General features: G+C 62.6%; 16 protein-coding genes. 8 read left to right on the top strand and 8 right to left on the bottom strand.

Annotated elements, in window-relative coordinates:
* Positions 1-163: 163 nt before the first annotated feature.
* The 3 genes from ACFT1A_RS24775 (at position 164) to bluB (ending at position 2544) form a co-directional block, all read left to right on the top strand.
* Positions 164-766 (top strand): lipocalin family protein, encoded by a 603-nt coding sequence (locus ACFT1A_RS24775; protein WP_378449151.1) that lies wholly within the window; start codon positions 164-166, stop codon positions 764-766.
* 81 nt (positions 767-847) lie between these two features.
* The gene (locus tag ACFT1A_RS24770; RefSeq protein ID WP_378449150.1) at positions 848-1918 is read left to right on the top strand and encodes a CobW family GTP-binding protein; all 1071 of its coding nucleotides are present in this window, start codon (positions 848-850) and stop codon (positions 1916-1918) included.
* Positions 1915-2544 (top strand): 5,6-dimethylbenzimidazole synthase, encoded by a 630-nt coding sequence (bluB, locus tag ACFT1A_RS24765; RefSeq protein WP_378449149.1) that lies wholly within the window; start codon positions 1915-1917, stop codon positions 2542-2544. The genes ACFT1A_RS24770 and bluB overlap by 4 nt, the downstream gene beginning before the upstream one ends.
* Before the next feature lie 33 nt (positions 2545-2577).
* Here bluB and ACFT1A_RS24760 read toward each other — a convergent pair whose 3' ends face one another.
* The 4 genes from ACFT1A_RS24760 to glp form a co-directional block, all read right to left on the bottom strand.
* Positions 2578-4017 (bottom strand): DEAD/DEAH box helicase, encoded by a 1440-nt coding sequence (locus ACFT1A_RS24760; protein WP_042450056.1) that lies wholly within the window; start codon positions 4015-4017, stop codon positions 2578-2580.
* A 228-nt stretch (positions 4018-4245) separates the two neighbouring features.
* Positions 4246-4659, bottom strand: coding sequence for a molybdenum cofactor biosynthesis protein MoaE (locus tag ACFT1A_RS24755; RefSeq protein WP_378449148.1), 414 nt, complete (start codon positions 4657-4659; stop codon positions 4246-4248).
* Entirely contained in the window at positions 4652-5638 is a 987-nt protein-coding gene (gene moaCB / locus ACFT1A_RS24750; protein WP_378449147.1) for a bifunctional molybdenum cofactor biosynthesis protein MoaC/MoaB, read from the bottom strand. Before moaCB ends, ACFT1A_RS24755 begins: the two co-directional genes overlap by 8 nt.
* 28 nt (positions 5639-5666) lie before the next feature.
* Entirely contained in the window at positions 5667-6869 is a 1203-nt protein-coding gene (glp, locus tag ACFT1A_RS24745) for a gephyrin-like molybdotransferase Glp (RefSeq protein ID WP_378449146.1), read from the bottom strand.
* A gap of 111 nt (positions 6870-6980) precedes the next feature.
* On the opposite strand from glp, the gene moaA reads away from it, so the two are divergent.
* From moaA to ACFT1A_RS24730, 3 genes are all read left to right on the top strand, one after another.
* Positions 6981-8039: a GTP 3',8-cyclase MoaA gene (moaA, locus tag ACFT1A_RS24740; protein WP_378449145.1), complete on the top strand. Its 1059-nt coding sequence runs from the start codon at positions 6981-6983 to the stop codon at positions 8037-8039.
* Positions 8032-8289 (top strand): MoaD/ThiS family protein, encoded by a 258-nt coding sequence (locus ACFT1A_RS24735; protein WP_378449144.1) that lies wholly within the window; start codon positions 8032-8034, stop codon positions 8287-8289. The genes moaA and ACFT1A_RS24735 overlap by 8 nt, the downstream gene beginning before the upstream one ends.
* A gap of 314 nt (positions 8290-8603) precedes the next feature.
* Positions 8604-9359: a hypothetical protein gene (locus tag ACFT1A_RS24730; RefSeq protein ID WP_378449143.1), complete on the top strand. Its 756-nt coding sequence runs from the start codon at positions 8604-8606 to the stop codon at positions 9357-9359.
* A gap of 25 nt (positions 9360-9384) precedes the next feature.
* Here the strand turns inward: ACFT1A_RS24730 and nadE are convergent, their stop codons facing one another.
* Entirely contained in the window at positions 9385-10209 is an 825-nt protein-coding gene (gene nadE / locus ACFT1A_RS24725) for an ammonia-dependent NAD(+) synthetase (protein ID WP_378449142.1), read from the bottom strand.
* Positions 10210-10277: 68 nt separating this feature from the next.
* Between nadE and ACFT1A_RS24720 the strand changes: the two genes are divergently transcribed.
* The gene (locus ACFT1A_RS24720) at positions 10278-10832 is read left to right on the top strand and encodes a nucleosidase (protein ID WP_378449141.1); all 555 of its coding nucleotides are present in this window, start codon (positions 10278-10280) and stop codon (positions 10830-10832) included.
* Between the two features lie 19 nt (positions 10833-10851).
* Here ACFT1A_RS24720 and ACFT1A_RS24715 read toward each other — a convergent pair whose 3' ends face one another.
* Positions 10852-11631, bottom strand: a complete 780-nt coding sequence (locus ACFT1A_RS24715; RefSeq protein WP_378449140.1) for an META domain-containing protein — start codon at positions 11629-11631, stop codon at positions 10852-10854.
* 35 nt (positions 11632-11666) lie between these two features.
* Positions 11667-12266 (bottom strand): TetR/AcrR family transcriptional regulator, encoded by a 600-nt coding sequence (locus ACFT1A_RS24710; protein WP_378449139.1) that lies wholly within the window; start codon positions 12264-12266, stop codon positions 11667-11669.
* A gap of 106 nt (positions 12267-12372) precedes the next feature.
* Between ACFT1A_RS24710 and ACFT1A_RS24705 the strand changes: the two genes are divergently transcribed.
* Entirely contained in the window at positions 12373-12939 is a 567-nt protein-coding gene (locus ACFT1A_RS24705; RefSeq protein ID WP_283303672.1) for an NAD(P)H-dependent oxidoreductase, read from the top strand.
* An 88-nt stretch (positions 12940-13027) separates the two neighbouring features.
* Here the strand turns inward: ACFT1A_RS24705 and ACFT1A_RS24700 are convergent, their stop codons facing one another.
* A complete protein-coding gene (locus ACFT1A_RS24700; protein ID WP_378449138.1) occupies positions 13028-13855 on the bottom strand; it encodes a siderophore-interacting protein in 828 nt (275 codons plus the stop codon).
* Positions 13856-13900: the final 45 nt, after the last annotated feature.

The raw sequence follows: 13900 nt of genomic DNA, 5'->3' as shown, positions 1-13900 counted from the left end.
GACTACATAAGGTTTGTGAGATAGGTCCATAACAAACCGAAAGTAGTTTTACATACTTCGCCAATCCGCCGGGCCGACAGCTTCGAATGCATTGTTGAAGCAACGCCGGTCGGGCGTTGCACGAACCGGTGAGCCAACCGGTGCGTCAACGAGGAGGAATGGCATGAAGTGGTCGGGGCGAAGCGCGATCGTGATCGCGGGATTGTGTACTGCAGTGTCGATGTTCTCGGGCACCGCGCAGGCAGGGCCGTTGTGGGAGCCGCTACAACCGGTGGCGAACCTGGACGCCGCCCGCTACGTCGGTGAGTGGAACCAGGTAGCGGCGATTCCTCAGCCCTTCAACCTCGCGTGCGCCAAGGACACCCGGGCTAGTTACGGGATTGTCGATTCCATGAACGTGAGTGTGAAGAACACCTGCACGACGTGGACCGGCCAAGCCAACGAGATCGTCGGGAATGCCCGAGTTACCGATCCAGCAACGGGTGCACAATTGCATGTGAGCTTCCCCGGGGTGCCCTCACAGGAAAGCTTGGACGGTCCGCCCAACTACATCGTCACCTACATTGCCGACGACTATTCGTGGGCACTGGTGGGCGATCCGCTCAGGCTTTCCGGGTTCGTGCTCTCACGGTCGCCGGTCGTCGACGCGGCAGGCTGGAGTGAAATCCGTCGGGTCGCCGAAGCCCGTGGATACAACGCGTGCACGATCTTGACGTCACCGACCACCGAGGGCACTTCGGACATCCGCCCACTCTGCACGGTGTGAGTCTGCTGTCAGCGTGAACCTTCCGGAGCCACACTCCACTACGATCACTGATCGGTACGTGTGGTTTCGGAAGGTTGTGTGGTGGCGAAGAAGCAGATTCCCGTAATAGTCGTCGCAGGCTTTCTCGGTTCGGGCAAGACGACGCTGCTCAACCATCTTCTGCGCAACAACGACGGTGTACGCATCGGCGTGATCGTCAACGACTTCGGCTCCGTCAACATCGACTCGATGATGGTGGCCGGTCAGGTCGATTCGATGGTCACGCTCAGCAACGGCTGTTTGTGCTGCGCTGTCGACGTCTCCGACATGGACGAGATGCTGAACAAGTTGGCGCACCGGCAATCCGGGATCGACGTGATCGTCGTCGAGGCCAGCGGGCTGGCCGAGCCGCGGAACATGATTCGTCTCGTCCTCGGGAGTGAGAACCCGTCCGTCGTCTACGGCGGACTGGTGGTCATGGTCGACGGAGCCAATTTCTCCACCGTTCGTAGCGAACATCCCGAACTCGATCAACATGTCCGCCTGGCAGACCTGGTGGTAGTCAACAAGATCGAGAGCGTTCCCGCCGCTGAGCGCGAGCGATTCACGGCCGGAATTCGTGAGTTGAATCCGCGAGCGCCGATAGTGGAAACGTCGCACTCGCGGATAGACCCCGCTCTGTTGTTCGATTCCGGCGAGGTGACCCCTCCCGCTCCGGGTGATCAACTGAGCCTCGACGAGCTCCTGCGCGACGGACACGACCACGATCACGGACACGACCACGATCACGAGGACGGCTCCTGTCACCACGATCACCTGCACCATCGCTACGAGTCGGTTGATTTCATATCGGAGATGCCACTCGATGCCAGGGCTCTGACGCACTTTCTCGAGAATCAGCCGTCGGGTGTTTACCGCATCAAGGGATTCGTGAACTTCGAGATTCCGGGCTACACAGGAAAATTCGAGATCCAGTCGGTGGGTGATCATGTTCGGATCACCCCGCTGCGATGGAAGTCGGGCGAACCTCGAACTACGCAATTGGTCGTGATCGGTACCGGGATGGATTCGGGAGCGGTGGGCAGCGCCCTGCGCACCTGCGTACGAGAAGAAACGGTCGAACCGCACCCCGACGCCATGCTGGGATTGCACCGCTATACCGTCGGGGCGTGAGTGAATCAGCGGTATCCGTGTACGAAGCGATTCGGCGACGACGAGACGTTCGCGCCGAGTTCTCGGGAGAGATCATCCCGGACGAAACTCTGATGCGAATTCTCGACGCCGCCCATCGCGCGCCGAGCGTGGGAAACACGCAACCGTGGGATTTTGTCGTCGTTCGTAATCCGGAGACGCTCAACACCTTCGCGGCACACGTCGCCGATGCCCGGATGAATTTCGCGCAGTCTTTGCCCGAGGATCGCCGCTCGACGTTCGACCCCATCAAGATCGAAGGAATCGCCGAGAGCGGCACCGGGATCGTCGTCACGTACGACCCGTCACGCGGTGGCCCGAACATCCTCGGCCGCCACACCGTCGACGACACCGGCCTGTTCTCGGCAGTGCTCGCGATTCAGAATCTGTGGCTCGCCGCGGTAGCCGAGGAGATCGGCATCGGCTGGGTCTCGTTCTATGACGAGAAGTACCTCACCGAACTCATGGGCATTCCCTCACCCGTTCGCCCCATCGCCTGGCTCTGCGTCGGGAAGGTGACTGAATTCCAACAGGTTCCGGATCTCGAGCGCTTCGGATGGCGACAGCGCCGGCCATTGGCCGACGCTGTCCACTACGAAAGCTATTGAATTGTGCCTGTGCGGCCTAGCGCGCGGGACGACCTAGCGTGCGGGACGGCCACCGGTGGAGCCCGCAGTGCGAGCGCCGCCGCCGGTGCGGGGACGGCGAGCGCCGCCGCCGGCATGTTCCTGACGGGCAGCGCCGCCGGTGCGTGCACCGCGTGACTGACCGCCCTGTCCGGAGCGAGCCTGACCCGAACGTGCTGCGCCGCCGCGTCCACCCTGGCCGGCGGGGCGCTGTCCGCGTCCACCGTTCGGCTGGGCCGGAGCCTTCGGAGCCGGAGTGACGTGCGGTGCGATGTCGCCGACCAACTTGACGACGTGCTCGGAGTTGGCCGTCGAACGAACCGGCGTCACCTTGATGGCTGCCTTACGCATGAGGATCGCGAGATCCTTACGCTGCTCGGGCAAGACCACTGTGACCACGTCGCCGGCGCTGCCTGCGCGAGCCGTGCGACCACTGCGGTGCAGGTAAGCCTTGTGCTCGGCCGGGGGATCGACGTGAACGACCAACTCGACATCGTCGACGTGGACGCCGCGCGCCGCGACGTCGGTGGCGACGAGGACGCGCGCTTCACCGGCGGAGAAAGCTGCCAGGTTACGGTCGCGAGCGGCCTGCGAGAGGTTGCCGTGCAGGTCGACGGACGGGATGCCCGACTCGGTGAGCTGGCGAGCCAACTTGCGAGCCTGGTGCTTGGTGCGCATGAACAGGATGCGGCGACCGGTACCGGAAGCGAGCTTCTCGACCAGAGCCTTCTTGGCTTCGACGCCGTCGACGTCGAACACGTGGTGCGTCATCGCGGCGACGGGGGAGTTGGCCTCGTCGACCGAATGCATGACCTCGTTCTTGAGGAAACGCTTGACGAGCTTGTCGACGCCGTTGTCGAGCGTTGCCGAGAACAGCAGGCGCTGCCCGTCTTGCGGCGTGGACGAGAGGATGCGGGTGACGACGGGCAGGAAGCCGAGGTCGGCCATGTGGTCGGCCTCGTCGAGCACGGTGATCTCGACGGCGTCGAGGCTGACGAACTTCTGCTTCATGAGGTCTTCGAGGCGACCGGGGCAGGCGACGACGATGTCGACTCCGGCCTTCAGAGCCTGAACCTGGCGGTGCTGCGAGACGCCGCCGAAGATCGTGGTCACGCGCAAGTCGTATGCGGCGGCCAACGGTTCGAGGGTTGCTGTGATCTGGGTGGCGAGCTCACGCGTGGGTGCGAGCACCAAGCCGAGCGGTCGACCCGGGCGACGCTTGCCGCCGGACAGTTCGCCGGCGAGGCGAGAGACCATGGGGATGGAGAACGCGAGGGTCTTTCCGCTTCCGGTCTTTCCGCGACCCAGTACGTCGCGACCCGAGAGAGTGTCGGGGAGGGTGTCGATCTGGATCGGGAACGGAGAAGTGATTCCGCCGTCTTCGAGAGCTTTCACCAGCGGTGCGCGCACACCGAGGGCTGCGAAGGTGGTAGCGGGCGTAGAGATGTCAGACAAGTGTGTTCAGAGCCTTTCGGGCACGTGTTCGTGCCCGGATGCCGACACGGGAATTAACCGGTCGAACAATCAAGCACAGTGGTGGCGGCGCTGCCGGTCGGCAGGCTTCTTCGCCGTAAGAAGAGCGGGTGCATTGAGCACTCAGCAAGAAATTTTGCGTTCTACGACGCTGGATGCCCGATTTCAGGCACCTAGTGGTCGCAACTCTACCTTCCCGAAGCGTTCGACCTACAACCCGACCCATTCGGAGACGCCGTTCGCGAAGTGTTGCCGCTTCCAGATCGGTACCTCGTGCTTGATGCGCTCGACCAGTTCGGCGCACGCGGCAAACGCCTCCGCTCGATGCGGGGCGGCGACGGCGGCGACCAGAGCGAGGTCACTGATCTCGAGGTGCCCGACGCGATGAATCGCGGCAACCGGTAGGCCGGTCGAGGCTGCAACTTCTTGGCAGCACGTCTGGAGGAAGCGTTCGGCATCCGGATGCGCTTGGTACTCCAACGCCGAAACCGCTTGGCCTCCATCGTGATTGCGTACCGTTCCCGTGAACACCACAACAGCACCGTTCTTCGGACCGGCCACGGCCGCGTCGACGGTGTCTGCGTGAATCGGTTGCTCGGAGATCCGAGCCAGTAGCTCACTCATCGTGTGCTCCTCCGCCTGCGACCTGCGCGAGCAGGTGATCGATGATGGGTTCGAGGACAGTGAGACCGTCCTTCACTCCGCCGGGAGAACCCGGAAGATTGACGATGACCGTCGTACCTGTGAGACCTGCCACACCACGGCTCAGTGACGCGTGCGGGGTCTTCTCGAGGCCCTTGGTTCGGATCGCTTCCGCAACCCCGGGCAACTCACGGGTCAAGACCGAGCGGGTAGCTTCCGGGGTTGCATCCGTGGGGGAAGCCCCGGTGCCGCCGGTACTGATGACAAGCGACGGGGAGCCCTCCTTGGCGTCCGCTATGCCCGCCGCGATGTCTGCGTCGGCGTACACGAGCGGTCCACGCACCTCGAAGTCCCGCTCGCGTAGCCAGGCCGCGATCGTCGGCCCGGTGGTGTCGGGTCTGGTTCCATTGGCGCCGCCGGTGGAAGCGACGAGGACGGTTGCGGACCGTGCCGAGGTGAACACGTGCGCCGGAGAAGCCGGGGTGCCCTGAGTATCGCGGGTCCAATGTCCGTGTTTACCACCGTCTTTGGTGAGCAGACGCACACCGTTCATGGTGGCTCCGGGATCGACTGCTTTGACCATGTCGTGCAAGGTCAGGCCGGCCACCGCGACGGCGGTGAGTGCTTCCATCTCGACGCCGGTCTGTCCGCGAGTCTTCGCCGTCGCTTCGACGGTGATCGAGGTTTCGGTGAATCCGAATTCCACCTTGACCGACGAAAGTGCGAGCTGATGACACAACGGAATCAGTTCGGACGTCTTCTTTGCGCCGGCGATTCCGGCGATGCGTGCGGTGGTGAGGACATCGGCCTTGGGCATGCCGTCGGCGCGGACGAGGCGGACCACCTCGGCGGTCGTGACAAGTTCACCGGCAGCGACGGCGATACGCGTCGTCTCGGCCTTGGCGCTGACGTCGACCATGCGTGCGCGGCCTTCGCTGTCGACGTGTGTCAATTCGGTCATGAGTGTCCTTCGAATCAGATCGAGTGAATCAAATCGAGGTAGTCGAGAGTGGAATCACGTCGACGAGATCGCCCGCACCGAGTTCGGTGACGGCAGCGGGGATGTCGATCAGGACGTCGGCCCACGCCATTGCTGCGACGAGGTGCGAACCCGGTCCGGCCACGAGTTCGATTCCGCCCGCAGTTTTGCGCGCTCGCAGGAACTGCCGCTTGCCTTCCACCGAACGCAACGGCGCAGTCAACGGGAGTCTCTCGCGAGGGATCGCGGGCAGGCCCGCCGCGCGGCGCAGTTCCCCGCGTGCGAAGACCTCGAACGAGACCATCGTGCTGACCGGGTTGCCCGGGAAGCTCAGTACGGGTACTTCGTTCACCACAGCGGTGCCTTGAGGGCCCCCTGGTTGCATGGCGACGTGGCCGAATTGCGCACCCAAGGGTGTGAGGGTTTCCTTCACCACTTCGAAGTCGCCCATCGATACTCCGCCGGAGGTGAAAACCAGATCGGCGACCGAGGTTGCGTACGAGAGCAATTCGCGAAACTCAGCCGGATCGTCACTGCTTCGAGCGACGGATACGACATCGGCACCGTTGGCTTCGGCCAATGTTGCCAAAGCTGCACCGTTGGAATCGTAGATCTCGCCGGGTTCGAGAGTTGTTCCGGCACTCTTGAGTTCGGCGCCCGTGGTGATGACGGCGACCCGTGGCCTCGTGTACGTGTCGAGTGAGGCCAACCCGACGGCACTCAGTGCAGCGATATGGCGAGGTTCCAAGTGCGTTCCCGCTGTGACCAGTAGCATTCCGGCAGTGATGTCACTACCGCGTTCGCGAACGAATTCGCCTACAGACCTGCCCCGTTCGATGGTGACCACGTGTTCGGTGACGCCCGTGGTGTCCTCGACGGGAACGACGGCGTCGGCACCTTCGGGGAGCGGCGCACCGGTCATGATGCGAAATGCCGATCCTGGAAGGTGTTTCGGTGGTTTTCCGCTTCCGGCGGCGATCACACCTCGAACCGTCAGCGTGGTGGGAACCGAGGCCACGGAGGCGGCGTCGACCGCATATCCGTCCATCTGAGAGTTACGAAAGAGCGGGAGGTCCACCGGAGATGCGATATCAGAGCAAGTTATGCGCCCCAACGCTTCTGCCGTCGGAACCTCCGACGGAGAGAGGGTGTGCAGGCCCGAGAGCAATTCGGAGATGTGCGACGCGTGTTCCTCGACCGAACGCGCGCTCATGACAGTAACCTCGACAACCTCGACATGTTTTGATCCTAGGCGGTGTGGTCCGTCCGACACACGGAGTACGGCTTTCGGTCATACTGGAGCAATACGGAAGTTGGTGAAGTGATGACAGTGGTCTCGATGGGAATTCCCACCGTGCGGTTTGACGCCGCCGCCCTCACCGGCCGTCCCGAGACCGATCTCCTGGTCGACAGGTTCGGGCGTGTTGCCCGAGATCTGCGAGTGTCGATCACCGAGAAGTGTTCGCTTCGTTGTACGTACTGCATGCCGGAAGAAGGCCTGCCGGCGATCGCCGCGGAAGATCTTCTGAGTGCTGACGAGATCATTCGAGTGGTCGGAATCGGCGTCGAACGAGCCGGTATCCGTGAAGTGAGGTTCACCGGCGGGGAACCACTGATGCGCAGCGACCTCGAAAAAATCATCGCCGGGTGCGCTACTCGCGTGCCAGGTATTCCACTTGCCATGACTACCAACGCTGTTGGGCTCGAACATCGTGCTGCGAAGTTGGCCGCAGCGGGTCTGACCCGCGTCAATGTTTCTCTGGATTCGGTTGACCGCGCCCACTTCGCAGAATTGACACGTAGAGACAGGCTGCCATCGGTTCTCGCGGGAATTCGAGCAGCTGCGGCGGCCGGACTCGCGCCACTGAAGATAAATGCGGTTCTCATGCGTGAAACACTCCACGGCGCGGCGGACCTTTTGCAGTGGTGCCTCGATGCCGGCGTCGAATTGCGTTTCATCGAGCAAATGCCTCTGGATGCAGATCACGCATGGGCCCGCGAGAATATGGTGACCGCGGCTGAATTGTTGTCCGTATTGAGTGGTCGTTTCGAATTGGAAGCAACAGGTCGCGAAGACCCGTCGGCTCCAGCTGAAGAATGGCGTGTCAATAGGACCTCGATGACGGTAGGAATCATCGCTTCCGTGACCCGTTCCTTCTGCAGTGATTGCGACCGGACCCGAATGACCGCCGAAGGGACAATTCGGTCATGTTTGTTCAGTGATCGCGAAGTCGATTTGCGTGCGGCGCTCAGGTCAGGAGCAAGTGATGACGAACTTGCGGATTTGTGGCGCGGTGCGATGTGGAACAAGTGGGCAGGGCATGGCATCGACGCCGCGGACTTCGTTCCGCCGGAAAGAAGTATGGGAGCGATTGGTGGCTGATCCGCATTGGATCTCGGTTCGATACTTTGCTGCTGCAGCGGATGTGTCCGGGTGTCGCAGCGAGGTAGTCGCTATCTCGCCCGACAACACACTTGCAGAGTTGGTGGCGGTGCTCGTCGGGCAATACGGGCCGGAGATGGAGCGAGTGCTGTCGGTCTCGGCTTTCCTCGTCGGTGACGAGTTGACTCGAGACGTCACTCGACCCTCGGGTAGTGCTGTCGATATTCTTCCGCCTTTCGCGGGAGGATAGTCCGCGCATTGTCGGCGTAGCTATTTGTCGGCGGCAGATTTATTGTCGGATTTCAGCGGTCCGATTCAAATGGGCTGAGTGATATTTCTGCACTTCACGTAGCGTTTATCCTCATGTTCTCTATTCTTGGTCAATTGTCCAGAATTGGTCGTTTTGTTTCATTTCTCCTACTTTTAGGGGAGTGATTGCATTTTTGTTTGCCGATGCCAATTGTCATCTGTTCGGATGACAAAAGAAATTCCTCCGCTGTTGGTAATTGTCGACATGTGTTAATTTTGGCGCAATTCCAGTCGGGATATGCGAAAGGTATTTCAATGTCGATTAATTCCACGCGCCGTGTCGGAGTCGTCGTAGCACTCCTCGGAGCAGCTGCACTCACTGCTCCGGCAATTGCTACTGCACTTCCGTCCACCGGTTCGCTCGGCTCTTCTGCTCCGGAAGCCTCGTGCTCGACCCTGTCCACCGAAAAGACGCCGAATGGATGGGGCATCCCGTTCGCCGACGAGAAGGACCAGACCGCGTCGTACTCGGCCGAAAATGTCCTGGACAAGGACGGTTCACTGAAGCTCGCCGTCGACGGCGCCGGCGATCGTTCGGTTTCCTATCATTCGGCCGGCGGCATCAAGCTCTCCGACGCAGTCAGCAAGGCGATCGGCTTTGCCGAGCGCGCCGCCACGCCGACTGCAGCGTTCCAGCTCCGCCTCACCGGAACCACCGGCGGAAAGTTCGCGAACGGATTCACCACCCTGGTATGGGTCCCCGGACCCGACGCGACGCCGACGGCTGACGGCGGCGTTCACGCGGATCTTCAGAAGGGGGTGTGGTGGAGCACTCAGGACATCGACGGTGCCAAGAACCGCGTGTCAGTGCCTTTGGCAGACATCGTCGCGGCGAACCCGAAGGCAGTTGTCGATCACTACGGAGTCAGCGTGGGCACCGGATCCGCAGCCACTTCGACTCTGGTCGATGCGGTGCAGTTCAACGGATGCACCACCAACTTCGCGAAGAATGATCCGGCCTCGGGAACGGGTTCGCTGGGCAACATCTTCGGCAGCCTGTTCGGTAGCTAGTCGCTGGTAAGAGCTCTGTTAGGAGTTACTGCCACCAGTTATCCAGGGGGGTGACCGGCACCGTGCGCTTGTGACGAGTGTTGGTGAACATCTTCTCGAGCTTTTCGGCTACCTCGGAGGAAACGTCCTTTCCTTCGAGGTAGTCGTCTATCTGTGAGTAGGTGACACCCAGGGCAACTTCGTCGGGCAGTGCGGGCCGGTCGTCCTCGAGGTCGGCGGTCGGAACCTTGCGCCACGTGCTCTCCGGAGCCCCCAATTCCTGCAGGAGCGCTCCGCCCTGACGTTTGCTCAGGCCGGTGAGCGGGGTGATGTCGACACCTCCGTCACCGAATTTCGTGAAGAAGCCGGTGATCGCTTCCGCAGCATGGTCGGTACCGATCACCAGGTAGCCGAGCTGCCCGGCAATCGCATACTGAATGACCATTCGTTCGCGCGCTTTGATGTTGCCTCGGACGAAGTCGCGCAGTTCGCCGTTCCCCAACGCCTCGGATGCCTCGCGGGCCGTGGCGTCGGCGCCCGGCTTGACGTTGACCGTGAGGGAGCGGTCCGGCTTGATGAAGCCGAGTGCGATCTGTGCATCGGATTCGTCGGCTTGTGCGCCATAGGGGAGTCGGACCGCGACGAACTCGGCGTCGTGGCCTTCTTCGCGAAGCTCGGTGACGGCGCGTTGGGCGAGAGCCCCGGCGAGCGTGCTGTCCTGGCCGCCGCTGATTCCCAGAACGAACCCTGTGGCGGGGGTCGAGCGCAGGTAGTCCTTCAGGAACTGGACTCGCGCGCGAACCTCCGCTGCGGCGTCGATTGTCGGCTTTGTGCCGAGTTCTTCGATGATGCTTTCACGCAGTGTGGCCATGAATGGACTCTAGCGATGTGAGCAGGCGCGTGCAGTGCCACCGCAACCTGGGCGGTACGGTCGCGCACATGAGTGCGAACAACGTTCTGGTGGTCAGTGCGACGAAGTCGGAAGCGGCCTATGTGCCGCAAGGATACGAATTGCTGATCACAGGGATCGGAAAGGTCAGTGCTGCAACAGCAGTCGCCTCCGCTCTCGCGCGGTACGAGCGCGAGAACCTCCCGCTGGTCGTCAACATCGGGACAGCCGGTGCGCTGCATGCGCACCACGGTGGTCTTTATGTTCCCGGCGTCGTCGTCAATCACGACATCAGCAGCACCGCGATTCGAGCGTTGGGACACGACGTCGTGGATCGTCTGGTGCTCGACGACGGGGACGACTCTGTATTGGCCACCGGCGACGCATTCATCGCCGACGCGGTGACCCGCGATGCCCTCGCTCAGCGCGCCGATCTGGTCGACATGGAGGGCTTTGCCATCGCGTTTGCCGCGAAGGCCGCGGGTGCCACCTGTCGCCTCGTCAAACACGTCAGCGATCACGCAGACGACTCGGCCTTGGACTGGCCGGCGATGATCGATGCCAGCGCCCGTGAGTTGGGACGCTGGCTACTCGACAACATTTGATTAGGCCTGCACTGTCTGATCAGGCCTGCGCAGTCAGTATCAATCCGGTGTTGTCGGGCTTGCGCAGTGTCAGCGTGTCGGCGTCGATGGTGTAGCTCACTTCACCGTCGAGCACGGCCAGGACCTGACGCTCGATGTCCATGTTCTCCTCGGGGCAAGCCATGCGAGTGGTACCCATCGGCGCGAACGTGAGTGTGGTGTCGGATACCTGGGCGCTGCCGGTCATGCGATTGCATCCGGTGGTCCCGCTGACCGAACCGTCTGTGGCGATCGTGAGCTCGGGAGCTGACGTCTCCAGCGCCAGACTCGTACTGATCGCGTCGGGGCTGATGAGAGACGTGACGGTCCACGTCGTGCCCTGGAGCGCTCGATCCGGCGTGACGACTTTCTTGTCCTGCAGGGTGACGGTGGCATCGCCGGAGGTAAGGGTGAGGGTGTCGCCGTCGAGGCTCCACGTCGGCGCGGCGGTCAGCAATGTTGTTGTCCAGGCGTCGGATTCGGCGATACCGGGAGGGCAGCCCATCATGGTCGACGCCATCGTGCCTGTGGTCAGCTTGCCGTCGGTGAACTCGACCGAGCCGTTCGCGGCGTTGCATCCGGCGCTCGCGGACACTCGACCGGCTTGGCTGAAGTCGAGAGTCAGTGGGCCGCCGCCGGGAATCGGTGTTCCGTCGACCGAGGTCGAGATGAACACACGACCGGAGGGGTCCGTCTTGTCCTCGGGGGAGTCGGACGAAGCGGAGCAACCGCTTACCGCGGCGATGGTCAGGAGGCCGATGACGGCTGCAGCGATGCGCATGGGCTCACATTAAGTGGTGGGACGGATCTGGGGAGTCAACATCGAGTAACGCGTCGGGCAAGGTCTTCCCAGCCGGCCGCCAGGCGCTCGGTGGTCATCCCGAGATCGCGTACCTGATGAAGGACAAGCGACGCTTCGAGTGGTGCCAGCAGTGCCGAAGCGAGCAGATCCAGGTCGCCCTCGACGCCGGCTCCTCGAAGAAGTCCGATGACGTGAGCGATGCCGAGTGCTCGGGCCGGACCGCCGAAGCGGTATTCGGGGGCATTCTCCGCGGCGCGGAGAACTTCGCCCTGTACTTCCACCATGGCGATCCGGGCGCGGCCGAACGCGATGAGGCGCTCGATCGGCGGCGCACCCGGGCCCAACGGTGGGGGGCCGAACATGAATGCCTGCTGCAACTCTCGCTCCGTGTGATCGAGCAGAGCCTGCATCAGTCCTGATCGATTGCCGAAGCGCCGAAAAACTGTGCCCTTGCCCACACCGGCTCGGCATGCGACGGCATCCATCGTCACCGCGTCGACACCTCGCTCGGCGACGAGGAGGGCTGCGGCGTCGAGCAGAAGTGCGCGGTTACGTGCTGCGTCACCGCGCTCGACCGGCGCGGCGCCGATCTGGGGGAGGGGGATTGCGCTCACGGGATCAGGTTACAGGGCTGGGGAATGTAAGTGGACCGCGGTCCGTTTAGTTGATATAACTTTCAACCGGAGCCACCAACCGCACCACTCTCGAAGGAAACTCGTTATGTCACAGACCAATGTTCTCGTTCTCGTCGGCAGCCTGCGCGCCGGATCCGTCAATCGCCAGCTTGCCGAGACTGCTGTGTCTGCCGCGCCCGAGGGTGCTGCGCTGACGGTCTTCGAAGGCCTCGCCGACGTTCCCTTCTACAACGAAGACATCGACGTCGAGGGTGCTTCCATCCCCGCTGTCGACGCGCTGCGCTCCGCTGCGAGCAACGCGGACGCGTTCCTGCTCGTCACCCCCGAGTACAACGGCACCATCCCCGCAGTGCTGAAGAACGCCATCGACTGGATCTCGCGTCCGTACGGCGTCGGCGCAGTCAAGGACAAGGCTGTCGCAGTCATCAGCGCTTCGCCCAGCGGCAACGGCGCCAAGTGGGCACACGAAGACACCACCAAGGCAGTCGGCATCGCCGGTGGCAAGGTCGTCGAGGACACCGCACTGAGCATCGGTGGAACCGGCGCACTGTTCGGCGAGCTGCACCCGCGTGAGAACGCAGAGGTGCTCGCTCAGGTCTCCAAGGTCGTCTCCGACCTCGTCGACGCCAGCAAGCAGCTCGTCAACGCTTGATCCGTTTCACAGCTGAGGGCCATGCCGAAAGGCGTGGCCCTCAGCCGTATGTGCACTAAAGCTCTTGTGTACTAAAGCCCTTGTGTACTTAGAGCCCTTCGCGTTCCATCGCGTCGTCGACGGCGTCGCGCACCGACTCGAAATCCTTGCCCGCCATCATCGCTTCGCCCATCGCGGCATCTATCCGGTCGGCGACCGCGGCGTACCGACGCTCCCAGTTCTCCTTGTCGTCTCGCCAGTAGCCCATCACGTGCATGTGCGCTGCCGGAATATTGATCGTTCGACGCAGATGGGTGCGGATGCGTCTGGCAGCCGCGGCCTCGACTGCGCACCAGATATAGCCGGTGCCGGGCGGTAGGGGATAGGCGGACAGTTCGGTGAGGAGAGAGCCCGCTGTGTCGATCCATCGGTAGTGAGCGTCGGCGCGCGTGGTGAACGTCTGCTGTTCGCTCGGCGCGGGCACCTGTGCGATGACGTGGATCGGCAGACCGCCTGGGGCCTCTTCGAGAATTCGCCCGACTGCCGGCAGTGCGGCGTGATCGGCGACGAGTAGGAGCCAGTCGCACTCTGTCGGCGGCTCGAACCATCCGCTGGCAGTCGAGAGGTGGACGGTCTCGCCTGCTTGCGCATTCTCGGCCCAGAGAGCGGCTCCGCCATGGCCGTGGAGAACGAAGTCGATCTCCAGTTCGTTCTTCGACGGTTGCCAGCGCCGGACCGTGTAACTGCGGGCGTGAGGGGGATCGAGAGGGAATCTGACGAGCACCCGTTCGTCGGGGCTTCCGCTCGTCTCGAAGTCGCTCAGGCCGGTGCCGCCGAAGGTGATTCTGCGCATCAGTGGTGTCACCTGCTGCGTTCTCGTCACGGTTGCCTGGTGGCGCGGTGCTTCGTCCTTCGGGGGTGTTTCCACGACGCTCATGGTAGGTCCGTGGCGCGGTTCCGAGAGGTCGGCGAGCACAAAAAG

This window comes from Rhodococcus sp. NPDC057135, from assembly GCF_042670865.1.
GTDB lineage: Bacteria > Actinomycetota > Actinomycetes > Mycobacteriales > Mycobacteriaceae > Rhodococcus_F.
This window is presented reverse-complemented; position numbering and strand designations above follow the sequence as displayed.